Genomic DNA, 24,128 nt, shown 5'->3' with positions numbered 1-24,128 from the left:
GACACCGACGCCGCGCCCGCCGGCCCCGCGCCCGCCGCCGCGCCGACTGACTCCGCGCCCGCCGACGCCGCAGCCGGTCGGATCGCGCCCGGCGGGATGCGCTCCGACAACCAGCCGGCCGCCGCGCCGGCCGGCGGCTGGGCGCTGCCGGAGGGCCGGTACGCCCACCGCGACTCCATGATCACCAAGTCGGAGGTACGCGCCCTCGTCGTCGCCCGACTGCGGCCCCGCCTGGGCCGGCTGATCTGGGACGTCGGCGCGGGCAGCGGCTCGGTCGGCATCGAGTGCGCGCTGCTCGGTGCGGCAGTGCTCGCCGTCGAGCAGGACGCCGCCAGTGCCGCGACGATCCGGGCCAACGCCACGGCACACGCCGTCACCGTCCGGGTCGTCGTCGGACGGGCCCCGGCGGCGCTGGCCGGGCTGCCCGAGCCGGACGCGGTCTTCGTCGGCGGGGGCGGCGTCGACGTCCTGCCCGCCGTGATGGCCCGCCGACCCGAGCGGGTGGTGCTCACCCTGGCCGCGCTGGACCGCGTCGCGCCGGCCGTGGGCCTGCTGCGCGCCGCCGGCTACGCCGTCGAGGGCAGCCAGCTCTCCGCGGCCCGCCTCGCCGACCTGCCCGGCGGGTCGATCCGCCTCGCGGCCACCAACCCGGTGGTCGTCCTCACCGGGGAGCGCCAGTGACCGACCAGAACCCGCCCGCCCGGATCGGCCTGGTGGCGGCCACCGCCGCCGGCCGCCGGCACGCCGACACCCTGACCGCCGCGTGGCCGCACGCCCGGCTGGTCGAGGGGGACACCGTCGCCGACGCGCTGCGGACCGCCTGGGCGCGGTACGACGCCGTGGTGGCGTTCCTGGCCACCGGCGCGGTGGTACGCATCGTCGCGCCGCTGCTCGGTGACAAGCACACCGACCCGGCCGTGGTGGTCGTCGACGAGGCGGCCCGACACGCAGTCGCGCTGCTCGGCGGTCACGCCGGCGGCGGCAACGACCTCGCCGAGGCCGTCGGCGCCCTGTTGGACGCCCGCCCGGTGATCACCACCGCCACCGACGCGGTCGATCTGCCCGGCCTGGACACCCTCGGCTGGCCGGTGCAGGGCGCGGTAGCCGCCGTGTCCCGGGCCATCCTGGACGGCGAACCGGTCGAGCTGATCGCCGACGCCGCCTGGCCGCTGCCCGCCCTGCCGCCGAACGTGCGCGCCGCCGCCGACAACGCCGCCGCCGACAACGCCGCCGCCGACGGCGGGGCCGCCGGATACCGTCTGCTGGTCACCGATCGGGTGGTGCCCCTCGACGAGCGGACCGCCGTGCTGCGGCCCCCGTCGCTTGTCGCCGGCGTCGGCGCGAGTCGGGGTGTACCGGCCGCCGAGGTGACCGAGCTGCTGCACCGGGTGCTGGCCGAGGCCGGCCTCGACCCGGCGAGCCTGCGCTGCCTGGCCAGCGCCGATGTCAAAGCCGACGAGGTGGGCATCCTGAGCACCGCCGACGCGCTCGGCGTACCCCTGGTGACCTGGCCGGCGACGCGCCTGGCGGCGGTCGATGTGCCGCATCCCAGCGAGGTGGTCCGGGCCGCGGTCGGCACGCCGAGCGTCGCGGAGGCCGCGGCGCTGCTCGGCCCGGACGGCCGGCCGGACGACGCGACGTTGCTGGTCGGGAAGACCGCGACGGCGATGGCGACAGTGGCGGTGGCCCGGCACGCGCCGCGCGGCCGGCTGGCCGTCGTCGGCCTCGGGCCGGGCGCCACCGACCTGCGGACCCCGCGCGCGGTGGCGGAGCTGCGTCGTGCGGCGGTGGTGGTCGGCCTCGACCAGTACCTCGACCAGGTGCGCGACGTGCTGCGGCCGGGCACCCGGGTGCTGTCCAGCGGGCTGGGCGCCGAGGAGGCCCGCGCCCGCGCCGCCGTCGCGGAGGCCGCCGCCGGCCGGGCGGTCGCGCTTGTCGGGTCCGGCGACGCCGGTGTGTACGCGATGGCGAGCCCCGCCCTGGAGTACGCCGACGAGCGGATCGACGTGGTCGGCGTGCCCGGGGTGACCGCCGCCCTCGCCGCCGGAGCGCTGCTCGGCGCTCCGCTGGGCCACGACCACGCCTATGTGAGCCTGTCCGACCTGCACACACCGTGGGAGGTCATCGAGCGGCGGGTGACAGCCGCTGCCGAGGGCGACTTCGTGGCGCTGTTCTACAACCCGCGCAGCCGGGCGCGCGACTGGCAGCTCGGCAAGGCGCTCGGCATCCTCGCCGCGCACCGGCCACCGGACACCCCGGTCGGCGTGGTGCGCAACGCCAGCCGTCCCGGCGAGCGGGTGCACCTGGCGACCCTCGCCACCCTTGATCCGGCGGTGGTCGACATGTACAGCGTCGTGGTCGTCGGCAGCAGCGACACCCGGCTGGTCGCCGGCCGGATGGTCACACCCCGGGGGTACCGGTGGCGCTCGTGACCATCGACGCCTGCCAGGGCTGCGGCGCCTGCCTGCTGACCTGCCCCACGCACGCGATCCGGCCGGTCGCCGGCGGCCTGACGGTACGCGCCGACCGCTGCACCGGCTGCCTGGAGTGCCTGGAGATCTGCCCGGTCGACGCGATCCGCGTGCTCGACCCTCAGGAAGGAGCCCGATGAGCAGGATGGTGCATCCGATCGAGGCGGAGTCGTACCGCATCCTGCGCGAGCGCGTCGACCTGTCGCACCTGCCGCCGCTGACCCGGGCGGTGACCGAGCGGGTGGTGCACGCCAGCGCCGACCTCGCGTACGTCGACGAGCTGGTCTGCGACGAGACCGCCCTGGAAGCGGGGCTGGCGGCGTTGCGCGCCGGGGCCCCGGTGGTCACCGACGTGGCGATGGTCGCCGCCGGCATCACCCGGGCCGGTCTGGAACTGGTCTGTCCGGTGGCTGAGCCGGCCGCCGCCGAGCTGGGCCGCGCGGCCCGCATCACCCGAGCGGCGGCCGCCGTGCGGATCGCGCTGGACCGGGTCGGCCCCGGCGCGGTGTGGGTGGTCGGTTGCGCGCCCACCGCACTTGTCGAACTGCTCACCCTGGACGCCGCGCCCGCGCTTGTCGTCGGCCTGCCGGTCGGCTTCGTGGGCGCCGCGGAGTCGAAGGCGGCGTTGCGGGCCAGCGGCCTGCCCGGGGTGTCAAACGTGGGCGAGAAGGGTGGCTCGGCGGTCGCCGCCGCCGCCCTCAACGCCCTGCTCTACACCGAGGAGAAGTCATGACCGGATTGGTCATCGTCGGGCACGGCACGCGCAGCGCGGCCGGGGTCGACCAGTTCGCGGCGCTCGTCGAGCGGGTCCGCCGTCGCGGTGACATCGGTGACGTCGAGGGCGGCTTCATCGAGCTGTCCCGCCCACCGCTCACCGACGCCGTCGGCGCGCTCGTCGCCCGCGGGCACCGGGCGCTTGTGGCGTTGCCGCTGGTGCTCACCGCCGCCGGGCACGGCAAGGGTGACATCCCCGCCGCGATGGCGCGGGAACAGGAGCGGCATCCCGGGCTGACCTACCGCTACGGTCGTCCGCTCGGCCCGCATCCGCTGCTGCACGATGCCCTCGCACAGCGCATCGACGCCGCGCTGGCCGAGACCTCGCCGGCCGGCGCCGCGCTGGCCGACCCTTCGCCGGCCGGCGCCGACCGGGCCGGCACGTGGGTGGCGTTGATCGGCCGGGGGTCCACCGACCCGGACGCCAACGCCGAGGTGGCCAAGGTCGCCCGGCTGCTCTGGGAAGGGCGTGGCTACGCGGGCGTCGAGCCGGGCTTCATCTCCCTGGCCGAGCCGTCGGTGCCGGCGGTGCTGGACCGGTTGCGCCGCCTCGGCGCGCGGCGGATCGTCGTCGCGCCGTACTTCCTGTTCGCCGGGGTGCTGCCGGACCGGATCGTCGCCCAGTCGGCGGAGTTCGCCGCCGCCCACCCCGACCTGGACGTGCGGGTGGCCGAGGTGATCGGCGACTGCGACGCCCTCGCCGACCTGGTGCTCGAACGCCACGCCGAGGCGCTGGGCGGGGACATCCGGATGAACTGCGACACCTGCGCGTACCGGGTGCTGATGCCCGGCTTCGCCGACAAGGTGGGCCGCCCGCAGCGCCCGCACGACCACCCCGACGACCCGGTCGGCCACCACCATCATCACGGGCACGACCACCACGATCATGGCCACGACCACGGTTCGGTCGCCGTGGTCGGCGGCGGGCCCGGAGCCGACGACCTGATCACGGTACGCGGCAAGGCTCTGCTCGACGCCGCCGATGTGGTGGTGGTCGACCGGTTGGCTCCGCAGGGGCTGCTCGCCGGACTGCGCCCCGACGTGCTGGTCGTCGACGCCGCGAAGGTGCCCCGTGGCCCGTCGATGGCTCAGGAGGCGATCAACGCGGCCCTGGTGTCGCACGCCCGCGCCGGCCGCCGGGTGGTCCGGCTCAAGGGCGGCGACCCGTACGTCTTCGGACGCGGCCACGAGGAGGTGCAGGCCTGCGTGGCGGCCGGGGTTCCGGTGACGGTGGTTCCCGGGGTGAGCAGCGCCCTCGCCGCGCCGGCGCTCGCCGGCGTGCCGGTCACGCACCGGGGCGTGGCGCACGACGTCACGGTGGTCTCCGGGCACCTGCCGCCCGGGCATCCCGACTCGCTCGTCGACTGGGCGGCGCTGGCCCGAGCCCGGGGGACCGTCGTGCTGCTGATGGCAGTCGACACCATCGCGAAGATCGCGACGGTGCTGATCGAGCACGGTCGCGCTCCGGAGACTCCGGTGCTGGCCGTGCAGGACGCCGGGTTGCCCGGTCAGCGGTCCGTGCCGGCTCGGCTGGACGAGATCGGCGCGGTCGCCGCCCGGGAGGGCATCGGCCCGCCCGCCGTCTTCGTGCTCGGCCCGGTGGTCGCCCTCACCACCGGGCCGAGCACCTGACGGCTACTCGCTGCGGGCGGTCTCCGGCCCGGTGATGCGTTCCAGCAGCGGCATCGTGGAGGCGATGACGCCGAGGCAGGCGACCAGTCCGACGACCACGATCACGTAGAAGCGCGGCCCCGGCGCGATCAGCGTGTAGTGCATCTGTGCCCGCAGGAACAGGTGCGCGGCGAGCAGGCCCATCCCGATGGCGACGGCGGCGACGGCGAGCATCGGCACGGCGCTCTCCAACGCCACCACCCGACGCAGGACCCGTACCGGCGCGCCGCTGAGGCGCAGCAGGCTGAACGGACGCCGACGCTCGGTGAGACCGCCGATGACGCTCACCGCGAGGCTGCATCCGCCGAGCGCGAGGCTGGCGATGATGACGACGTTCGCCAGTTGTTCCCAGCCGCGCAGCGTGTTCGCGAAGTCCGATTCGAAGTCGCCGGGCACGTTCGCCCCCGTCCAGAAGGTCGGGAAGGCGACCTCCAGCACCGTGCGGGTGCGCTCGATGGCGGCGGCGGAACCGTCCGTGTCGACGACGATCGACATCACCGGGAGCTGTTGTAGATCGCCGAGTGGGACCGACGCGGCGGGCCAGACTCTGGCGGACGACGCCGACTCCCGAAAGGGGATGAGGCCCGTCGCGACCTCGGCGACGGTGGCCCCCTCGGCGCACCGGCCGTACGCCCTCGGGATGTCGGTGCACGCGATCAGGCCGGGTTCGCCGGCGTTCATCCGGTCCGGGTTCTCGCGCACCGCGGTCGCGGACCGCACGCCGTTGATCGAGCGAAGCCCGGTGAAGAGCGTGTCAGGCGCCGCCGGTGCATCGTCAGGAAGGTAGAGAGACACCTGTCCCGCCTCGGTCGAGCCGACGGGTGCTGGACCCCGGTTGGCGACGATCGTGGTGATCACGCCGACGGCCACGCTCGTCACGAAGAGCGCGAGCATGATGCCGCTGATGGCCCGGAAGCCGGCCTTCGGGTTGTCGGCGAGGCGTCGCGCGGCGATGAGTGTGGCCGGGCGGTTGGCGTACCGGGCCATGACCCGGGCGCCGACCATCGTCAGCCACGGGCCGGCGAAGACCAGGCCGGCCATGATGAGCAGCAGGCCGGGCAGGAACACCGCAGTCTGGCCGTCGGAGGTTTCCGGTTTGAAGCCGATGGCGAAGAACAGCACGGCGACACCGAGCAGGGCCGGGATCAGCCGGTACGCGCGCGGCGCGCGGGGGGTTACCCGCCGGGTCACGCCCAGCGGCGAGATCCGTACGCGGCGCAGCGAGACCTGGGCAGCCACCGCCGCGCCGGCCGGGACGCCGAGCGCCACGAGCAGGACGTTCAGCACGCCCAGCGACATGTCGTCGGGGAAGAACGGCATGCCGGTGAACGGGATGCTCGCGAGGGGGTCGCGGAAGGCGTAGAACAGGCCGAAGCCGACGGCGGTGCCGGCGACGGCGGCGGCGGTCGCCTCCACGGCGGCGACCGTCGAGATCTGCCGGGGTGTCGCGCCGACCAGACGCATCGCGGCGAAGCGCTGCTCCCGGCGGGCCGCGCTGAGTCGGGTGGCAGTGCCGATGAAGATCAACACCGGAAACAGCAGCCCGCCGGCGATGACGCCCAGGATGAGGTCCACGGTGGTCTCGGGGAGGGCGGGGGTGTCGCCGACGCTGGTGACCTGCTTCGCAGCGGGTAGCTTGGCGACCTGCTCGGGGGTGCCGCCCGCGATGACGAGGAGGGTGTCCGGTGAGGTCAGCGCGGCCGGGCCAACGGTGCCGAGGTCACGTCCCGGGTAGCGGTCGCCCAGTTGGTCGGCCGGGTGGGCGGCCAGCAGGTCCCGCAACGCGGGCGAGGCGTAGTACTCGCCCGGCCCCGGAGTGGTCGGGACACCGACCGGGGTGGGTGCGCTCGGCCCGGTCGCGGCGACGTCGATCCGGATGATCTGCTTGCCGTGGAAGTAGTCCTGGCGGGTCGACCACCACAGCGGGTCGGCGTCACCGGCGGAGGCGTTGGGATACATCGAGGCGTACCGGGTGAGCTGGGCGTTCACCGCGTTGACCCCGGCCAGGGTGGTCAGCAGCAGCCCGCTGCCGATCGCGACGGCGGCGGCGATGACGAGCAGGCGGGTGAGCGCCTCACGGCCGCCGGCCACGGCGAGGCGGAGCCCGAAGCGGATCATGAGGCGATCCGGTCCGGCGCGTTCACGCGCCCGTCGCGGACCATGACCTCGCGGTCGGCGTACGCGGCGATCCGGGGTTCGTGGGTCACCAGGATGACAGTGGTGCCCTGCTCGCGGGCGGCGCCGACCAGCAGGTCCATGACCTGCTCGCCGGTGAGTGAGTCGAGCGCGCCGGTCGGCTCGTCGGCGAAGAGCACCTGCGGCTCGGTGACCATGCCCCGGGCGAGGGCGACGCGCTGCGCCTGCCCGCCGGACAGCTCACCCGAGCGCCGCTGCTCCAGGCCGTCCAGGCCGAGGCGCGCGAACCAGGCGTACGCCCTGGGCAGCGCCTGCTTCCGGTGTACGCCGCTGAGCAGCAGCGGCAGCGCGACGTTCTCCGCCGCGGTCAGCTCGGGGACGAGCTGGCCGAACTGGAACACGAAGCCGAACCGGTCCCGGCGCAGGCTGCTGCGCTGGGTCTCCGCGAGTGCGTCGACCCGGATCCCGTCGAAGAGGACCTCGCCGGCGTCGGGCACGAGGATGCCGGCCAGGCAGTGCAGCAGGGTGGACTTGCCCGACCCGCTGGGGCCCATGATGGCGAGGATCTCGCCCGCTTCCACGGCGACGCTCGCGCCGCGCAGGGCTGGCGTCTGACCGAAGGCGAACTCCACGTCGCGGGCCTCGATCACGACGGTCATCGCCGTACCTCCTTGCGCAGGGCGTCCAGGCGGGCGCCGGTCATCTCGATCCACCGGAGGTCCGCCTCCAGGTGGTACAGGCCGTGGTCGGCCAGCAGGGCGTCGACGAGGCTGCCGGCGCGCTTGATCTCGGTCAGCTCGCGCATCCGGTGCAGGTGGGCGCTGCGCTGGGTGTCGAGGTACTCGGCGGCGGGACGGTCGAGCATCAGGGCGAGCACGACCTTGGCGAAGAGCACCGTCTGCAGGTGCGGCTCGGGGTCGACCGGCTGCGTGAGCCACTGCTCGACCTCGGTGGCGCCGACGTCGGTGATGACGTAGCGCTTGCGGTCGGGGCCGGAGCCGGGCGCGACGTCGCTGATCACCACCTTTCCGTCGCGGGCCAGGCGGCTGAGGGTGGAGTAGACCTGGCCGAACGGCAGTGGCTTGCCCCGGCCGAAGAAGGCGTCGTAGTCGCGCTTCAGGTCGTAGCCGTGGCTGGGCTCCCGTTCGAGGAGGCCGAGAAGGGTCAGTGGCACGCTCATGCCAGAAGACTACACCGGGGGTATACCTCGCGTATATACCCCCGGTGTGCTCCCGGTTCAGGGCGCGGCTTTCGCAGGTCAGCCGGCCAGGGCGCGGGCCAGGGCGTAGCCGGCGGCGGCTGCGGCGAGCCCGGCGGCGACGCTGCCCACGACATTGGCCAGCGCGAGGAGGCGGTGACCGCCCCGGGTCAGGCGCAGCGTCTCGTAGCTGAAGGTGGAGTAGGTGGTCAGGGCGCCGCAGAAACCGGTGCCGAGCAGTGCGCTGGCCGCGGGGCCGACTGGCGCACCGACGAGGACGCCGAGCAGCAGCGAGCCGACCACGTTGACGGTGAGCGTGCCCCAGGGAAACGCCGAGTCGTGCCGGGACTGCACGGCCCGGTCGGTGAGATAGCGCAGCGGTGCGCCGACGGCCGCCCCCAGCGCGATGAGCAGCACGCTCATCGGGCCGCCGTCCCGCGCCGCAGCAGGCCGGTGGTGACGGCGTCGCCCAGCCCGACCGCGACGAGCGCCCCGAGCACCGTCGCGGCCAGATACGCCAGCGCGACCCCCGGTGCGCCCGCCACGAGCGCCTGCTGGACGTCCACGGCGTAGGTGGAGAAGGTGGTGAACCCGCCGAGCAGCCCGACCCCGAGGAACGGGCGGATCAGCGGGTGCCCGCCGCCGAGGTGCCCGAGCGTCGCCATCAACACGCCGATCAGCAGGCAGCCGGACACGTTGATGCCGAACGTCGCCCAGGGAAAACCGGTGGGCGTGTGTGGGGCGGCGTGCTGCAGACCGGCCCGGCCCAGCGCGCCGAGGACCCCGCCGGCCGCGATCGTGGCCAGCACCGTCGCGGGACGGGCGGTCAACTCCCGTCGGTCGGCGGGGACACGCAAGTCGACGTCGGGGTCGGTACGCGGCTCGAAGGGCTCTGACACGGGTCCTTCCTACCAGCAGGGGTGCTGGTCAGCGTACCGCCGCGACCGCGGCGTCCGGACCACCGCGCCACACCGTGCCGACCTCGCCGAACCCGGCCTCGGTGAGCGCCGCCAGATGCCAGGAGACCGGCGGGTTCCACTCCGGGCTGTGCCCGGTCGGGTAGATGGCGTGCCGCTGGGCGACAAGCGGGGCGAGCGTCGGGTCGGCCGCCGCCCGCTCCCACCAGTCCGACCAGGACAGCACCGCGCCGGCGGCGTAGCGGGCGTTGCGCCGGTCCCGCGAACGGTCCAGCAGTCGTTTGGTCAGCTCCGGCAGCGTGTCGTCGGGCATGTGATCGGCGTTGACGAAGATCCCACCCGGCCGCAGCACGTCGCGCAGCTCGGCGTAGAGCGCGCGGAGCCGGTCGGCCGGCAGCCAGTGCAGGGCGGTCGCGGTGAGGACGGCATCGTACTCGGAGTGGGGGAGTGCCGAGCGCCAGCCGGCTGTGGCGAGGTCGGCGGTGACGATGGTGGCCCGGCCGGCCAGCGACGCGCCGGCGATGGCGAGCAGCGCCGGGTCGAGGTCCACCAACGTCACCTCGGCGTCGGGGAAGCGCGCCAGCGTCCGCAGCGAGATGGTGCCGGTGCCGCCGGCCAGGTCGAGCAGGCGCGGGGGTCGGCCGTCGAGGACCGCGTCGACGGCGTCGAGCATGGTGGCGAGGCGGTGTTCCCGGTCCGGTAGGTAGGCCTCCTGCTGGCGGTCCCAGCTCTCCTGCCATGCCGACGGATCCAAGGTGTAAGGACTCATACCGATCAGGCTAGTTACTTGGACGGCTCCGGTCCAGACCTTGTTGCACATCTTTTGCAATTGCAGGATGATGGCGGGGCGATGATCGGAGTGACGCCGGGTCGGGCCTCCCGCCCGACCCGGCGCCCCTCACCTCGCGCCTTCGGCCGACGGCCGGCGTACGGTACCCGCAGCCCGCACCGGGACCGTCGCGCAAGGAGGCAGGCGATGCAGGACCGCACCCCTCGTCCGGAAGAGCTGGAGCCGATCGAGCGCGCCGACGTCGACGAGCTGCGTGCCCTGCAACGCGAACGGCTGCGCTGGTCGTTGCGGCACGCGTACGACAATGTGCCGCACTACCGCCGGGCGTTCGACTCCGCCGGGGTGCACCCCGACGACTGCCGGGACCTCGACGACCTGGCCCGCTTCCCGTTCACCGGCAAGGCGGAGCTGCGCGACAACTACCCGTTCGGCATGTTCGCCGTACCCCGGGAACAGGTCGCCCGCCTGCACGCCTCCTCCGGCACCACCGGCCGACCCACAGTGGTCGGCTACACCCGCGACGACCTGCGGACCTGGGCCCGGCTGATGGCCCGGTCCATCCGCGCCTCCGGCGGCCGTCCCGGCGACCGGGTGCACGTCGCGTACGGCTACGGGCTCTTCACCGGCGGTCTGGGCGCCCACTACGGGGCCGAGGAACTGGGCTGCACGGTCATCCCGGTCTCGGGCGGCATGACCGAACGACAGGTGCTGCTGATCCGCGACTTCGAACCCGAGGTCATCATGGTCACGCCCAGCTACATGCTCGCCATCGTCGACGAGATGCAGCGCCAGGGCGTCGACCCCCGCACCACCTCGCTGCGGGTCGGCATCTTCGGCGCGGAGCCGTGGACCGAGGACATGCGCCGCGAGATGGAACAGCGGCTGGACATCCACGCGGTCGACATCTACGGGCTCTCCGAGGTGATGGGCCCCGGCGTGGCCACCGAGTGCGTCGAGACCAAGGACGGGCTGCACCTCTGGGAGGACCATTTCTACCCGGAGATCATCGACCCGGTCACCGGGGCGGTGCTGCCCGACGGCGAGCGGGGCGAGCTGGTGCTCACCTCGCTCACCAAGGAGGCGATGCCTGTCGTGCGCTACCGCACCCGGGACCTCACCCGCCTGCTCCCCGGCACCGCGCGACCGATGCGCCGGATCGAGAAGATCACCGGCCGGACGGACGACATGATGATCGTGCGCGGGGTGAACGTCTTTCCCACGCAGATCGAGGAGCTGATCCTGCGTACGCCGCAGCTGTCGCCGCACTTCCAGTGCGTCCTCGACCGGCAGGGCCGGCTGGACACCCTCACCGTACGGGTGGAGCGGCGCGTCGGGGTCGCCGTGGACGCCGCCGAGCGGGCCGGCGCGACAGTGGTCGAACTGGTGAAGAACACCATCGGGGTGAGCGTCGCGGTGGACGTGCTCGCCCCCGACTCGGTGGAACGGTCGATGGGCAAGATGCGCCGCATCGTCGACAAGCGCGGCGGCTGACGGCGATCGGCGCGTGGTCGACGGGCCAGCGCGCCCAGCAGCGTCGACATAGGATCCGCAGCATGCGCGTGCTGGTGGTTTCCGCCCCGCTCGTCGGACACGTCTTCCCCCTGGTGCCGCTCGCGGTCGCGCTGCGCGACGCCGGCCACGACGTGCTGGTCGCCACCGGCGGTGGGGCGATGGCCGCCGCCGACGCCGGCCTGGCCGTGCACGACGTCGCGCCGGGCTTCGAGTTCGGCCGGATCGCGCGGCGGGTCTTCGCCCGCCACCCGCTGATCGCGCGCGCCGAGATGGCCGGCACCGCCGGCACCCGGGGAGCCGGGCTGCTCTTCGGCGCCCTCAACGACCAGCTCACCGACCCGGTCGTCGCGCTGGCCACCGAGTGGCGCCCGGATCTGGTGGTGCACGAGCCGTTCGCGGTCGCCGGCGCGGTGGCGGCGGCGCGGCTCGACCTGCCGGCCGTACGCCAGGAGAACGCCCTCTTCGACGGCCAGGACCTGGCCCGCGCGACCACCGCCCGGCTCGGGGCCGCGCTGCGCCGGCACGGCCTCGCGGAGCTGCCACCACCCGCCGCCGCCCTCGCCGTGGCCCCGCCCAGCGTGGCAGCCCAGCACGGCTGGCCGATGCGCTACACGTCCTACGTGGGCGGCGGTGAGCTGCCGGCCTGGCTGCGCGAGCCGGGCGAGCGCCCCCGGATCCTGGTCACCCGCAGCACCCTGACCGGCCCCGGCGACCGGGGGCCGATGCCCGCCGTGGTGGCCGCCGCGGCCCAGGTGGACGCCGAGATCGTGCTGGTACGGCCCGACGGGCGCTCGGCTCGTTCGCTGCCCGCCAACGTCCGGGTGGTGGACTGGATCCCGCTCGACGAGGCGCTGCCGGCGAGCGCCGCGCTTGTGCACCACGGCGGGGCGGGCAGCGTCCTCGGCGCCCTTGCCGCCGGCCTGCCGCAACTGGCCACGGTTGGTCCGGGGGACCGGCGGCACAACGCCGAGTTGGTGGCCCGCCGGGGCGCCGGCCTCGCGCTGCGTCCGGCCGACATCACCGCGCGGACGCTGACCCGGCTGCTCACCGACGAGAGCCTGCGCGCGGCCGCCGCGCAGGTCAGCCAGGAGATCGCCGCGATGCCACCGCCGACGGCAGTGGTGGCCCGGCTGGCGGCGCTGGTCTGACGCCCCCGCGTGCCACCGCCGGGCCCGCGCCCGGCTGCGGCAGGATGGCCTGATGCGACACGTCGTGCTGTTCCACTCCGTGTACGGGCTGCGGCCCGCCGTCCGTGCCGCCGCCGACCGGTTGCGCGCCGCCGGGCACCTGGTCACCGCCCCCGATCTGTACGGCGTTCCGGCCGCCGACACCGTCGAGGAGGGCTTCGCGCTGCTCGACAAGATCGGCCACGACGTGGTGCTCGACCGGGCCCGGGCGGCGCTGGCCGACCTGCCGCCGCAGACGGTCCTCGCCGGGTTCTCGATGGGCGCGGGCGTCGCCGGGGCGCTGCTCGCCGAGCGCCCCGACGCCGCCGGCCTGCTCCTGCTGCACGGCAGCGGTGGCGCACCGGACGCGGTCCGGCCCGGCCTGCCGGTGCAGCTGCACCTCGCCGACCCGGACCCGTACGACGGGTCGGAGGAGGTGGACGACTGGCAGGCGGCGATGACCGACGCCGGTGCCGACCTGACGGTGTTCCGCTATCCCGGCGCCGGGCACCTGTTCACCGACCCGGACCTCGCCGAGTACGCCCCGGACGCCGCCGAGGCGGCCTGGTCGCGGGTGCTGGCCTTGCTCGCCACCGACTCGACGGCGCGGTAGATCGCCGAGATCTTGGACAGTTTCCGTCATCCGTGAACTGTGCTGTCCAAGGTCGCCTCGACTCAGCGGGTGGCGCCGATGCGCGGGGGAGTGGCGGTGCCGTGGACGCGCTTGGCGTGCGTCGCGTACAGCCGGGGCGCCAGGACCGGCATGAGCAGTCGCGCCGGCAGCGGGGCATGCGCGAGCACCGCCTTGATCACCTCGGGGTCACCCTCGTACATCGCCATGCCGAAGGTCAGCGGCAGATGCTTCTTCGGGGTGTCGCGCAACCCGTGCTCGCCGAGCTTCGCCCACTCCGCAGCGGTGACGTACCTCTGCGCCAGCGGCAGGATCTCGGCCTCCTCCATGGCCATGTGCTCGGTCGCCGCGGCGCGGAGACGCTCCAGCGCCTCGGCCACCTCGGCGCCGTCGCGTCCGGTCCGACGCCAGTCGGGCAGCAGGGCGACCACCGCCTCGTACGCCTGCTCGATGGCGTGGTGCTGTGCCTGCATCGTCGGCACGACAGCGGCCGCCTCGGCCCCTCCGCGCTCGGCGAGCAGCGGCCACAGGAAGATGTCCTCGCCCTCGTGGTGCAGGTGCAGTTGCTGGCACATCAGCGCGGCGTGGGCGCCGACGACCTCCGCGCGCTTCACGTCACCCGGACGTACGCCCCGGACGAGCTGCGGAAGCAGACCGAACTCGCGACGGAACAGGATGTGCACCATGTACATGTCGCGGACGTCGGCCATGGCTTCCTGGTGGTTCTGGTTCACGGTGACCTTTCCAAGGGCCTAGTGGGTCAACACGTCGATCATGTGTGTCGGCACTTGGAAGCGGCTTGGAACCGGAGGCTCGCTCAGTCGGCCAGGGCCGCCTCGGCCTCGGCCAGCCAGTGCGGCGACTCCCACCGGCACGCCACGCTGGCCGCCAGCCGGAAGTGCCGTGCCGCCTCCTCGGGGCGGTCCACCAGGCGGAACAGCTCCCCGAGCGTCAGCGCGACCGGCCGCACCACGGCCGCCGTGGTGGAGAAACCGGCCAGTTGGTCACGAACCGGGAGCAGCGCGTCGATCACGGGCTGCGCCAGGTCCCGTCGACCCAGCGCCACGATGACCATCGCGCGCACGCTCAGCAGCGCCGACTCGAAGTAGTCCGGGCGGTAGGTGTGCCTGCCGAACGGCAGCGCCCGCGCCTCGTCCGCCCGGCCGCTGCCGATCAGCGCCAACGCCAGCAGGTCGTCCACGATCGGCCCCAGCAGCCGGCGTACCCGCCGGGTCGCCTCCACATGCTCGCCGAAGCGTCCCTGGCTGATCAGCAGCGTCCCCACGGCGAAGTAGTGGAAGGCCTCGGCGTGCAGCGAGCCCTGTCGCCGCATCTGCGCGGCGACCTCGTCGTAGTGCCGCCGCGCGGCCTCGAAGTCGCCGGCGATGTGCGCGAGCGCGGCGAGTGAGCACAGGTGGAGCACCTGGGCCTCGTGCAGCTGGTACGTCTGGGCCAGTCGCCCCTGCCGGGTCACACTGGCGCGCAGCTCCGCCGGCTCGTTGAGCGCGGCGGCGGCGTGCCCGAGCACCTGCTCGGCGACCCACTGGTAGCTCACCAGCCCGTGCTCGTCGGCGAGGTCACGCAGCTCCAGCGCCAGCTCCCGGCGCTGCGGCGCCTCCGACTCGTAGCTCATGGTGCGGAGCCGGGCCGCCAGCCCGAGGGCGCGCAACTCGGGATCGTCGAGCCCTCGGGAGATCGTCAGCGCCTCCCGCCCGGCCGCCGCACCGCGGGGGTCCGCTTCGCCGTCCAGCTCGGTGGCGAGCGCGTCGAGCAGCCGGCAGCGGGTGACCGGGTCGAGGTCGTCGGCACGCAGCAGCCGGGCGAGCAGCTCGACGACCCGGTGGGCCACCGCGCCGTACTCGTGTCTCAGCCACGGGCTGGGGACGGTCCACGCGGTGAACGCCGCGACCAGCAGCTCGTCCCGGTCCGACGCGACGGCGATGTCGACGGCCCGGGTCCGGGTCTGCTGGGCGGCGGCCACCGCACCGGCCCGCGCCTGGGCGCGCAGCAGCCGGCCCAGCAGGTCGACCCGCAGCGCGTCGCGGTCCCCGCCGACCGTCTCGGCGGCTTCGACGGCGTTGCCGAGCAGCTCGATCGCGGCGTCGTACGCGTACCGCCGCTCCGCCAGCTCGGCGGCGCGGACGGCGTAGTCGACGGCGAGCGGCGCGGTGTCGGCCGACGCGGCGCGGACGTAGTGGTGGGCCAGGGCCGGGTAGTCGTCGGGGCTCAGCCGGCGGGTGGCGGCGGCGATCCGGGCGTGCAGGCCGGTGCGGCGCAACTGCGGCAGGTCGGTGTAGATGGTGTCGCAGACCAGGCCGTGCACGAACCGCACCCGCCCCGGCGCCGGTTCGGTGAGCAGGCCGGCGCTCAACCCCGCTTCCAGCGCGTGCAGGACCTCGCCCTCGTCGGTGCCGGCGGCGTCGACGAGTGTCCGCACGTCCGCCTCCCGCCCGACGACCGCGGTGAGGCGCAGCACCGAGACCGCCGCCGACGGCAGGCGGGAGAGCCGTCGACGCAGCACGTCGCGTACGCCCTCGGGCACGTCGGAGGTGGCGACGAGGGTGCCCTCGGCGGCGAGCAGCCGCGCCGACTCCCGGACGTAGAACGGGTTGCCGCCGGTGCGTTCGGTGAGCGCGGTGACCGTCTGCGGGTCGACTGTGATCCGGGCCAGCGCGCCGAGCAGCCGTTCGACCTCGGACGTCGTCAGGCCGCCGAGCTGGATCCGGTGGGGGGAGCGGCGGGCCAGGACGGCCATGGTGTCGGCGAGCCGTTCGGGGTTGTCGGCGGGCCGCAACGCCGCGACGAACAGCACGGCGCCGGCGGTCACCTCGGTCACGCTCTGCAACAGCAGCAGCGTCTCCGCGTCCGCGGCGTGCAGGTCGTCGAGGACGACGGCGACGGGTCTGCCGGCCGCCGCGGCGGTCAACCAGGCGGCGACGGCGCGGTGCAGCCGGAACCGGCCGGCGGTGACGTCGCCGCCCGCCTCGCCCGCGGCCTCACCGAGCAGCGGGGCGAGCGCCGGCGCGAGATCACCCGGCGGCGCCTGCGCGGCGAGCTGCCGCAGGGCCTCGACCCACGCCCAGGCCGGCGGGGCACCCTCCACCTCGGGGCAGCGGCCGAGGGCGACCAGCCAGCCGCGGGCGTCCAGTTCCTCCCGGAACCGGGTGAGCAGACTGGTCTTGCCGGCACCGGGCTCTCCGCTGAGCAGCGCGACGCGCGGCCCGCTCACCTCCGCCTCGGCGGCGGCCCGCCCAAGAGTGGCCAGCTCGGCCTCCCGCCCGACGAACACCCTCTCCGCCGCCGGTCGCCCGGCGTCCACGCGCGCCCTCTCGACCACCGGTGGGAGCAGATCGAGGCGCTGGCCCAGGATCGCGGACTCCACCTCGGCCAACGCCGGGCCCGGGTCCAGGCCGAGCTGGTCGGCCAGGGTCGCCCGCGCCCTGCGCAGCGCGGCGAGCGCGTCCCCCTGCCGACCGGTACGCCACAACGCCAACGCCAGCAGCCGCCAGCCCTCCTCCCGCAGCGGCGCCTGCCGGGTCAGCAGCTCCGCCTCCGGCACCGCCTCGGCCGCGTCGCCGCAGCGCACTGTCACGTCGAGCAGCAGCTCCCGGGCGACGAGACGCAGCTCCTCCAGCCGCAGCACCTCCGACTGCGCCCACGGCTCGGCGGCGAACTCGGCGTACGCGGGGCCACGCCACAGGTCGAGCGCGGCGCGCAGCAGCGGGCGTGCGCGCTCCGGGTCGGCGAGGCTCACCGAGCGGGCCTCGATCAGGAGCGCCTCGAACCGACCGGCGTCCAGCGCGTCGGCGGGCACCCGCAGCGCGTACCCGGGTGGCACGGTGACCAGGACCCGCGCCGGCGCGCGGCGCTCGCGGGCCGGCTCGACCACGCGGCGCAGGTGCGAGACGTACGCCTGGAGGGAGACGATCGCCCGGGGTGGCGCGTCACCCCGCCACAGCTCCTCGATCATCCGGCCGACGGAGACGACCTCGCCGCGCGCCGCCAGCAGCAGCGCGAGAACGGCGCGTTGGCGGGGGCCGCCGAGGTCGACCGGTCCGCCTGTGTCGACCTCGACCTCGAGCGGCCCGAGCACCCGTAGCAGCATGACTGCGCCAATCCTAGTCACCCGCGCCGGGCGGCTCTCCTCTCCCGCCGAACCCCTGACGTGGCGATATCGTGGCGTCACCATCACGATCCTCGCCGGGGGCGGCCGTCGACGCGTCCGTTGTCGACGCGGGCCTGCCGCGGTCAGGCCGAGGCGGCCAGGCCGTCCGACCGGCGTGCCGACGGTGGACGGGGAACGACACGCGCGCCGGCCGCGCGGATCGACGGCAGCGGCCGCTCGACGACAGTGGGCGGCCGATGGCTCGTCGCGGTCGGCGGGACGTCGCCGGCCGACGCGACCGCTCGGAGTCGGCGCGGGACGGGTGGACTGTCGCTCCCGCGCGTCGGGGCGGCTGGTGGGGTGGCCATCGTGGGGGTGCGGACGCGTCGGTGTCGCCAAGCCGGGCCGACGGAGCCGGAGGGCGGTGCCGCGAAGCGGGTGTCGAGGCCGCCGGCCCGGGCGCGAACCGCGTCGAGGCGGACGATCTCGGCGTTCCCCACCGACCAGCCACCACCGGCGCCGCCCACTACGGTGCCGACCGCGCCGGCTTCCACCGGGCCGGATTCGACCGGGCCGGTGCCGACCGCGCCGGCACCGACAGGTACGGCGCCATCGTGAACGGCGGTGGCACGGTTGGCGGCGGCGCGCATGGGGGTGGCGTGCGTGGCGACGGCACGGTTGGCGGCCGTGCGGTCGGCGGCGGCGCGGACGGTGGACCGGCCGGCGTTGCGCCGGAGCTGGGTGCGTCGGTCAGCGCCGGGGTGCGCGACGCCGGGCGGGGACGCGGCCGCCCGTCCGGCGAACACGGCGCGCATCGCACGCGGAAGCCGCTCGGCGGCGACCTGGCGCAGCGTCGGTGCGACGAACGCGTACCCGCGGGTGTGGTCCTGGCGCAGCAGTCCGGCGGCGACGAGGGCGCGCAGCAGCGGAGCGGACCGCCCCGGCGTCCAGCCGAGCGCCCGGTCGACGGCGGCGCCGGAGAGCACGCCGGGGAGGGTGCCGGCGGCCATCAGCACCGCCCGCCGCTCGCCGTCGAGCCGGTCCAGCTCGGCGTCGGTGTGGCGGCGGACCGAGTCGGGAAGCGCCGTCGGGTCCGCGCCCGCCGCGATCGACGCCACGTACGCGGCGGCGTGCCCGGGCCGACCGCCCGCCAGCGGGAGCAGCCGGTCGACCAGGGCCACCGTCTGCCCGGCGCGGGTCAGGAGGTGGCGCAACAGCCGCCCGGACTGCACCGTGGCCAGGGGACGGATGGGCACCCGGCGGGCCGGCCCGGGTCGGGTGTCGGCCCACTGCGGCTGATGCACGGTGAGCACCGCCAGCGGCAGCCCGCGCGCCGCCGCCGCGGCGAACAGCCCGTGCAGGAAGCGGCTCACGGCGGGCGCGGCACGGTCCACGTCGTCGACGGCGACGACGAGCGGCCGGTGGGCGGCCAGGCGTAGCAGCGCGTCCCGACAGATCGCCGCGGCGGCCAGCGCTCCGGCCGAACCGTCCGGGGTGGTCAGCAGCGCTTGCAGCGCCGCCACCGCCCCCGCGATCCGGCCCGCCGGGTACAGCGGTGTCAGGGTGTCGGTCAGGCGGTCGCGGACCGTCGCCGGGCCGTCGCCGCGGCGGATGCCGGCGACACCGCGGACCAGGTCGGCGATCGGCGCGAGCACCTGGTCGGGGTACGGCGGGCAGCCCACCACGCACCAGCGCACCGGCATTCCGTCCACCGTGCGCAGCGCGCGGGCCAGCTCGTGCAGCAGTCGGCTGCGGCCGCTGCCGCTCGGGCCGACCAGGGACAACCAGCGCGGGTCGCGCTCATGCAGGGCCCGCATCACCTGGTCGGTGATGCCGGCCAGCTCGCGGCGGCGCCCGATCAGCGGGCCGTCGTGCCGGCCGGCGCCCGGTCGCGCCAGGCCGGCGGCGTGCCACACGGCCATCGGCGGCACCCGGCCGGCGACCGGCACCGGCGCCAGTTGACGCTGCACGATGAGACCGGCGGTGGCCCGCGCGGTGGCGGCGCAGAGCGCGACGGCGCCGGGTGCGGCGTACTCCTGCAGGCGCGCCGCGGTGGTGATCACCGCGCCGCTGGCCACGCCGTGGCCGCCGCTGACCGCGCCGCCCAGGTCGACCACCGCCTCGCCGGTGGCGACCCCGACGCGGACCCGCAGCGTGATGTCGCCGAGGATCGGCCGGCGGTCCAGCGCGGCCTGGATCTCCAGCCCCGCCCGCACCGCCCGGTACGCGTCGAAGCCGTCCGAGTGTCGCGCGCCGAACAGTGCCATCACGGCGTCGCCGACGTACTTCTCGACCACCCCGTGCCAGCGGCGCAGCACGTCGGCGACCGTGTCGAAGTACGCCCGTTGCAACGCGCGGACGTCCTCCGGGTCGAGCCGGTCGACAAGTGCGGTGGAGCCGACGATGTCGGCGAACAGCACGGTGACCGTCCGTCGCTCCTCGGGCACCGGCCAGTGTGGGCGGTCGGTCCGCTGCGTGTCGGCGACGCTAGTGATCATGGGTGCGCACCGGTCCTTCCCCCGCTGATGGCTGACGACCCTCGGAGATTCGCACCCCTGGGCTGACGGGGGATCGGCAGAACGACGTATGTCGGCCACTCGCAACCATTAGTCGCAATGTCGACGCGAGGAGTACCACAAGCGGCAGATGGCCGTAGAACGGTACGGGGGCGTGTGATTAGGCTGCGTCCCATGGCCAGCGATGTGGACACCGCACCGCTCGTCGGCCGGGCCGAGCTGGTGCAGACGGTTCGGTCGGCGCTGCTCGGTGACGTGGCACAGGGGCAGACGGCCGCCGTCTTCCTGACCGGTGAGAGCGGAGTGGGTAAGACCCGCCTCCTCGGTGAGATCGGTGCCCGATTGCGCGACCAGGGCGCATTGGTGCTGACCGGCAGTTGCCTGGACATCGGCGACGCCTCGCCGTTGCACCCGTTGCTGCAGGCGCTGCGGCGTTTCGACGCGGACCTGTCCGCCGCGCAGGCGCGCACGTCCTCGGCGGTACGCGGGCTGTTGCAGATGTTCGCCGACGAGACGGGCGGCCCGGACGGCGCGGGCGCCCTGCTGGAGCGCGTCTCCAGGGGCCTGCACCTGATCGCCGAGGGGCGACCGCTGGTGCTGATCCTGGACGACCTCCAGTGGGTCGACCGCAGCACCCGGCAGCTCCTGCTCTATCTGCTGGCCGGTCTCGGTGACCTCCAGCTGTCCGTGCTGGCCGCGGTGCGGGCCGAGTCGTTGCAGGGCGCGCATCCGCTGCGTCGGGTGCTCACCGAGCTGCGCCGGCTGCGGACCGTCCGGGTGCTCGACCTGTCCCCGCTGGACCGCGCCGGCACCGAGCAGCTCGCCGCCGCGGTGGTCGGCCGGGCGCTCCCGCCCGACGCGGCCGAGCAGGTGTGGCAGCGCAGCGGCGGCAACCCGTTCGTCATCGAGGAGTTGGCCCGCGACCTGCGCGACGGGCGGGACGGGCTGTCCGAGACGCTGCGGGAGATCTTCCTCGACCGGGTCGACGCCCTGCCGCAGCATGCGCACGCCGTGGTGCACGCCGTCGCGGCGGGCGTCGAGCCCGTGCAGCACTGGCTGCTGGCCGAGGTGTTGCGGCTGCCGGAGGACGAGCTGATCGACGCCGCGCGTGCCGCGGTCGCGCACCGGCTGCTGGTCGGCGCCGACGACGGCTACCGGCTGCGGCACCGCCTCGTCGCCGAGGTGCTGGCGCACGAGCTGCTGCCGGCTGAGCGTTCCGGGCTGCACCGCCGCTACGCCGAGGCGCTGACCGCGGCGCCGGGCGAGCTGCACCAGGCCCGGCTGGCGCATCACTGGCGGCTGGCCGGTGAGCCGGCGCGGGCGTTGCCGGCGGCGGTGGCCGCCGCCCAGGAGGCCGAGCGGCTGCACGGTTACGCCGAGGCGCACCGCCACTGGACGGCGGCGTTGCACCTGGCCGGTGACTCCGGCTCGCTGGAGGTGGACCGGATCGACCTGCTCGGCAACGCCGCCGAGGCGGCCCACCACTGCGGGGAGCACGCCCGCGCGTTGGCGCTGCTGGAGGAGCTGGCCGCGGTGCGCGGCGGCGCGCCGACCTGCGCGCTGCACATCCGCCGGGCACGTTATCTGGCCGCCGCGGGGCGCTCGGCGCTCGCGGAGGAGGAGTACGAGCGGGTGCTGGAGGCCGCGGACTGCTCGCCGCGGGACCGGGCCGCCGCCGCCGCGCGACTGGCCGAACTGCTGCTGCACCTGGGCCGCTACGCCGACGCCGGCGAGCGGGCGCGGGAGGCGCTGGCGCTGGCCGAGAACGTGGAGGGTTCCGCCACCGAGGTCGTCCTGGCCAGCTCGGCGCTGGGCTTCAGCGACGCCTTTCTGGAGGACCCGGACGCCGGTCTGGCGGTCATGCGCGACGCCCTCGACACCGCCGAGCGCGCCGGCCAGCCCGAGGACGTGGCCTGCGCGTACCTGCACCTGGCGGAGCTGCTGACCGGGCCGCTGAACATCCTCGAAGAGGGCGTGGTGGTGGCACGGCGGGGTGCCGAGCGGGTCGCCGAGCTGGGGCTGGGTCGCACCTGGGGCACCCGACTGCTGGCCATCGCCATCAACGGGCTGTTCCGGGTGGGCCAGTGGGCCGAGGCGGAGAAGGTGGTCGCCGCGGCCCTGCGGCACCGACCGTCCGGCGCGGACGCCGTCGAGTTGCTGCTCGCCCGCTGCCGGCTCTCGGTGGGCTACGGCGACATCGACGCCGCCAGCCGGGACCTCGACGCGGTGGCGACCCTGCTCGCCGGCGGTGGGGCACGACACGTCATTCCGCTGCTCACCCTGCGGTCCGGGTTGGCGATGTGGGAGGGCCGGCACGACGTGGCGCGGCTGGCGGTGCAGCGCGGCCTCACCGAGAGCCGCTCCGACGACGTGATGATCCTGTCCGCCCTGGTCTGGCACGGGCTGCGCGCCGAGGCGGAGGCGCACGCCAGCCGCACCGTGGCCGTGGACCCGACGGCCGTGCGCCGGCTGCGCGACGTCGCCGACCGGATGGCCCGCAAGAGCGCCGGAGCGGCCCGACCGGTGCGGTCGGTGGTGGAGGGCTTCCTGGCCCTGTGCGCCGCCGAGGTGAGCCGCCTCGACGGCAGCGACCCGGACCTGTGGGCCACCTCGGTCGCCGAGTGGGACCGCCGTAACCACCCCTATCCGGCGGCGTACTCCCGGCTCCGGCAGGCCGAGGCCCTGCTGGCCCGGCGCAGTCGGGTGGCCACCGCCGGCAAGCTGCTGCGGGAGGCGTACCGGGTGGCGCAGGGGTTGGGCGCGGTGCCGTTGACCTCGGAGATCCGGGAGCTGGCGGGGCGGGCCCGGGTGTCGCTTGAGGAGCGCGACGCCGACGGCGCGCGCGCCGCCGCGTCGGCCGATCCGGTCGACGACGAGTTGGCGGCTCTCACCGCGCGGGAGCGCGAGGTGCTCGCGCTCGTCGCGGAGGGGTTGACCAACCGGGAGATCGGGCAGCGGCTGTTCATCAGCGAACGGACCATCGGCGTGCACGTGTCGCACATCTTCGACAAACTCCAGGTCCGCACCCGCGTCCAGGCCAGCGCGATCATGCTGCGCAACTCCCGCGGCTGACGGCACCGGTACGTATCCCCGGCGCGTGTGCGCGCCGGGATACGTCGTTCTACTGATCCCGACGGCGGGCCTCGGCTGAGAGGCTGAGCCCCGTCGACGGCGTCCCGGGGGCGTCACGACCACTATGGAGGAGAGATGACCGAACCCGTCTGGGGGCCCGTGCACCGGGACATCGTCGACCTGCTCGCCGATCACCCGGCGGACGTGCCGGCGGTGGTCGATCACCTCACCAAGCTCCAGGACATGCTGGTGCGGCTGCCGCCGCTTGAGGAGAGCTGCCCGCTCGCCGACTTCAACAGGCTCTACCTGACGATCACCAGCAGCGTGCTGGACGGCCTGTACGACGACCGTTTCGTCGACCCGGTGTTCCTCTCCCGGCTGGACGTCGAGTTCGCGGCCCGCTACTTCGACGCCCTGCGGTTGTGGACCGACTCCAGCCCCGGCACGCCGAAGGCGTGGTCGTGTCTGTTCTCGCGGATGCGCGGGCCGGACGCCCGTCCGTTGCCGTCGGCGGCGGCCGGTGTGAACGCGCACATCAACTTCGACCTGCCGTTCGCGTTGGTGACGACGTTCGACCATCTGGAGTCGGAGCCGGTCGACGGCACCGACCAGCACCACGACTACCTCGAGATCAACAAGATCTTCGCGGACAAGATCCCCGGCCTGCGCCGAGGCTATCTGGAGCGGTGGCAGCTGCTCATCGACATGCTCAACGGCGACATCGACGACTGGTACCAGGGGGAACTGGTCGAGTACACCCGCGATGTCGCCTGGCGCAACGCGCAGAAGATCTGGCGGTGCCGGCACGATCCGGACGCCCGCGAGTGTGAGCGCACGCGGTTGGACGACAACGCCGCGGCGCTCGGCCGGTTGCTGCTCTCGCCCCTCGGGGCGTTCCTGCAGTAGCCGGGACGGGGGGTCCCCGCGCTCCGCCCGTGTGGGGGCGGCGGAGCGCGGGGGCGCGTCCGCCCCACCAGCTCCACCCACCCGCCTTTCGACCGGTGTTCTCCGGGCGGCGGCGGGGAGTCAGCCGGTCGGCTCGGGGGGTGTCGACCGTCTGCCGTCGTCGGCCGGCCCGGGGGGTGCCGGCCGGCGGCGGGGGAGCCGGTGCGGGCCGGGCTCGCTGCGCCGGCCGGCGGTTACGGGACGGGCCGCCGGCCGGCGCGGTG

19 protein-coding genes are annotated in these 24,128 nt (G+C 74.9%); 10 read left to right on the top strand and 9 right to left on the bottom strand.

The window, feature by feature from the left end; translation table 11 throughout:
• The 5 genes from cbiT to cobA form a co-directional block, all read left to right on the top strand.
• On the top strand, positions 1 to 681 hold a 681-nt coding region (cbiT, locus tag MILUP08_RS19395), incomplete at its 5' end, for a precorrin-6Y C5,15-methyltransferase (decarboxylating) subunit CbiT (protein ID WP_144057165.1).
• Positions 678 to 2,432: a precorrin-3B C(17)-methyltransferase gene (cobJ, locus tag MILUP08_RS19390; protein WP_007460706.1), complete on the top strand. Its 1,755-nt coding sequence runs from the start codon at positions 678 to 680 to the stop codon at positions 2,430 to 2,432. The genes cbiT and cobJ, both read left to right, overlap by 4 nt.
• Entirely contained in the window at positions 2,420 to 2,611 is a 192-nt protein-coding gene (locus MILUP08_RS19385; RefSeq protein WP_007460705.1) for a DUF362 domain-containing protein, read from the top strand. Before cobJ ends, MILUP08_RS19385 begins: the two co-directional genes overlap by 13 nt.
• Entirely contained in the window at positions 2,608 to 3,204 is a 597-nt protein-coding gene (locus MILUP08_RS19380; RefSeq protein WP_007460704.1) for a precorrin-8X methylmutase, read from the top strand. The genes MILUP08_RS19385 and MILUP08_RS19380 overlap by 4 nt, the downstream gene beginning before the upstream one ends.
• On the top strand, positions 3,201 to 4,877 hold the full coding sequence (gene cobA, locus MILUP08_RS19375; RefSeq protein WP_007460703.1) for a uroporphyrinogen-III C-methyltransferase: 1,677 nt from the start codon (positions 3,201 to 3,203) through the stop codon (positions 4,875 to 4,877). Before MILUP08_RS19380 ends, cobA begins: the two co-directional genes overlap by 4 nt.
• A 3-nt stretch (positions 4,878 to 4,880) precedes the next feature.
• On the opposite strand, the gene MILUP08_RS19370 is transcribed toward cobA, so the two are convergent.
• From MILUP08_RS19370 to MILUP08_RS19345, 6 genes are all read right to left on the bottom strand, one after another.
• On the bottom strand, positions 4,881 to 7,034 hold the full coding sequence (locus MILUP08_RS19370; RefSeq protein ID WP_007460702.1) for an ABC transporter permease: 2,154 nt from the start codon (positions 7,032 to 7,034) through the stop codon (positions 4,881 to 4,883).
• Positions 7,031 to 7,711, bottom strand: coding sequence for an ABC transporter ATP-binding protein (locus MILUP08_RS19365; RefSeq protein ID WP_007460701.1), 681 nt, complete (start codon positions 7,709 to 7,711; stop codon positions 7,031 to 7,033). Before MILUP08_RS19365 ends, MILUP08_RS19370 begins: the two co-directional genes overlap by 4 nt.
• Positions 7,708 to 8,232: a PadR family transcriptional regulator gene (locus tag MILUP08_RS19360; RefSeq protein ID WP_007460700.1), complete on the bottom strand. Its 525-nt coding sequence runs from the start codon at positions 8,230 to 8,232 to the stop codon at positions 7,708 to 7,710. Before MILUP08_RS19360 ends, MILUP08_RS19365 begins: the two co-directional genes overlap by 4 nt.
• 78 nt (positions 8,233 to 8,310) lie before the next feature.
• Positions 8,311 to 8,673, bottom strand: coding sequence for a fluoride efflux transporter CrcB (gene crcB, locus MILUP08_RS19355; protein ID WP_007460699.1), 363 nt, complete (start codon positions 8,671 to 8,673; stop codon positions 8,311 to 8,313).
• A complete protein-coding gene (locus MILUP08_RS19350) occupies positions 8,670 to 9,149 on the bottom strand; it encodes a fluoride efflux transporter FluC (protein WP_007460698.1) in 480 nt (159 codons plus the stop codon). The genes crcB and MILUP08_RS19350 overlap by 4 nt, the downstream gene beginning before the upstream one ends.
• A 28-nt stretch (positions 9,150 to 9,177) precedes the next feature.
• Entirely contained in the window at positions 9,178 to 9,936 is a 759-nt protein-coding gene (locus MILUP08_RS19345; RefSeq protein WP_039906300.1) for a class I SAM-dependent methyltransferase, read from the bottom strand.
• Positions 9,937 to 10,143: 207 nt separating this feature from the next.
• On the opposite strand from MILUP08_RS19345, the gene paaK reads away from it, so the two are divergent.
• The 3 genes from paaK (at position 10,144) to MILUP08_RS19330 (ending at position 13,248) form a co-directional block, all read left to right on the top strand.
• On the top strand, positions 10,144 to 11,448 hold the full coding sequence (gene paaK / locus MILUP08_RS19340; protein ID WP_007460693.1) for a phenylacetate--CoA ligase PaaK: 1,305 nt from the start codon (positions 10,144 to 10,146) through the stop codon (positions 11,446 to 11,448).
• A 62-nt stretch (positions 11,449 to 11,510) separates the two neighbouring features.
• Entirely contained in the window at positions 11,511 to 12,617 is a 1,107-nt protein-coding gene (locus tag MILUP08_RS19335; RefSeq protein ID WP_007460690.1) for a nucleotide disphospho-sugar-binding domain-containing protein, read from the top strand.
• 52 nt (positions 12,618 to 12,669) lie between these two features.
• Positions 12,670 to 13,248, top strand: a complete 579-nt coding sequence (locus MILUP08_RS19330; RefSeq protein ID WP_007460688.1) for a dienelactone hydrolase family protein — start codon at positions 12,670 to 12,672, stop codon at positions 13,246 to 13,248.
• Positions 13,249 to 13,310: 62 nt separating this feature from the next.
• On the opposite strand, the gene MILUP08_RS19325 is transcribed toward MILUP08_RS19330, so the two are convergent.
• The 3 genes from MILUP08_RS19325 to MILUP08_RS19315 form a co-directional block, all read right to left on the bottom strand.
• Complete coding sequence (locus MILUP08_RS19325; RefSeq protein ID WP_007460686.1) at positions 13,311 to 14,000, bottom strand: hemerythrin domain-containing protein; 690 nt, start codon at positions 13,998 to 14,000, stop codon at positions 13,311 to 13,313.
• 83 nt (positions 14,001 to 14,083) lie between these two features.
• On the bottom strand, positions 14,084 to 17,371 hold the full coding sequence (locus MILUP08_RS19320) for an ATP-binding protein (RefSeq protein WP_039906297.1): 3,288 nt from the start codon (positions 17,369 to 17,371) through the stop codon (positions 14,084 to 14,086).
• A gap of 143 nt (positions 17,372 to 17,514) precedes the next feature.
• Positions 17,515 to 19,869, bottom strand: coding sequence for an adenylate/guanylate cyclase domain-containing protein (locus tag MILUP08_RS19315; protein WP_007460682.1), 2,355 nt, complete (start codon positions 19,867 to 19,869; stop codon positions 17,515 to 17,517).
• 192 nt (positions 19,870 to 20,061) lie between these two features.
• On the opposite strand from MILUP08_RS19315, the gene MILUP08_RS19310 reads away from it, so the two are divergent.
• Positions 20,062 to 22,959 carry a helix-turn-helix transcriptional regulator gene (locus MILUP08_RS19310; protein ID WP_007460680.1) on the top strand — a complete coding sequence of 966 codons (2,898 nt, stop codon included), beginning with the start codon at positions 20,062 to 20,064 and terminating at the stop codon, positions 22,957 to 22,959.
• Between the two features lie 135 nt (positions 22,960 to 23,094).
• Positions 23,095 to 23,865 carry a DUF5995 family protein gene (locus MILUP08_RS19305; protein WP_007460677.1) on the top strand — a complete coding sequence of 257 codons (771 nt, stop codon included), beginning with the start codon at positions 23,095 to 23,097 and terminating at the stop codon, positions 23,863 to 23,865.
• Positions 23,866 to 24,128 lie beyond the last annotated feature (263 nt).

This window comes from Micromonospora lupini str. Lupac 08 (assembly GCF_000297395.2).
Classification (GTDB): Bacteria; Actinomycetota; Actinomycetes; order Mycobacteriales; family Micromonosporaceae; genus Micromonospora; species Micromonospora lupini.
This window is presented reverse-complemented; position numbering and strand designations above follow the sequence as displayed.

Bases quoted from the DNA above. Each gene is read 5' to 3' on its own strand.
- MILUP08_RS19380 (WP_007460704.1), top strand. From the start codon at position 2,608: ATGAGCAGGATGGTGCATCCGATCGAGGCGGAGTCGTACCGCATCCTG.
- cobA (WP_007460703.1), top strand. From the start codon at position 3,201: ATGACCGGATTGGTCATCGTCGGGCACGGCACGCGCAGCGCGGCCGGG.
- MILUP08_RS19370 (WP_007460702.1), bottom strand. From the start codon at position 7,034: ATGATCCGCTTCGGGCTCCGCCTCGCCGTGGCCGGCGGCCGTGAGGCG.
- MILUP08_RS19365 (WP_007460701.1), bottom strand. From the start codon at position 7,711: ATGACCGTCGTGATCGAGGCCCGCGACGTGGAGTTCGCCTTCGGTCAG.
- MILUP08_RS19360 (WP_007460700.1), bottom strand. From the start codon at position 8,232: ATGAGCGTGCCACTGACCCTTCTCGGCCTCCTCGAACGGGAGCCCAGC.
- crcB (WP_007460699.1), bottom strand. From the start codon at position 8,673: ATGAGCGTGCTGCTCATCGCGCTGGGGGCGGCCGTCGGCGCACCGCTG.
- MILUP08_RS19345 (WP_039906300.1), bottom strand. From the start codon at position 9,936: ATGAGTCCTTACACCTTGGATCCGTCGGCATGGCAGGAGAGCTGGGAC.
- paaK (WP_007460693.1), top strand. From the start codon at position 10,144: ATGCAGGACCGCACCCCTCGTCCGGAAGAGCTGGAGCCGATCGAGCGC.
- MILUP08_RS19335 (WP_007460690.1), top strand. From the start codon at position 11,511: ATGCGCGTGCTGGTGGTTTCCGCCCCGCTCGTCGGACACGTCTTCCCC.
- MILUP08_RS19330 (WP_007460688.1), top strand. From the start codon at position 12,670: ATGCGACACGTCGTGCTGTTCCACTCCGTGTACGGGCTGCGGCCCGCC.
- MILUP08_RS19320 (WP_039906297.1), bottom strand. From the start codon at position 17,371: ATGCTGCTACGGGTGCTCGGGCCGCTCGAGGTCGAGGTCGACACAGGC.
- MILUP08_RS19315 (WP_007460682.1), bottom strand. From the start codon at position 19,869: ATGATCACTAGCGTCGCCGACACGCAGCGGACCGACCGCCCACACTGG.
- MILUP08_RS19310 (WP_007460680.1), top strand. From the start codon at position 20,062: ATGGCCAGCGATGTGGACACCGCACCGCTCGTCGGCCGGGCCGAGCTG.
- MILUP08_RS19305 (WP_007460677.1), top strand. From the start codon at position 23,095: ATGACCGAACCCGTCTGGGGGCCCGTGCACCGGGACATCGTCGACCTG.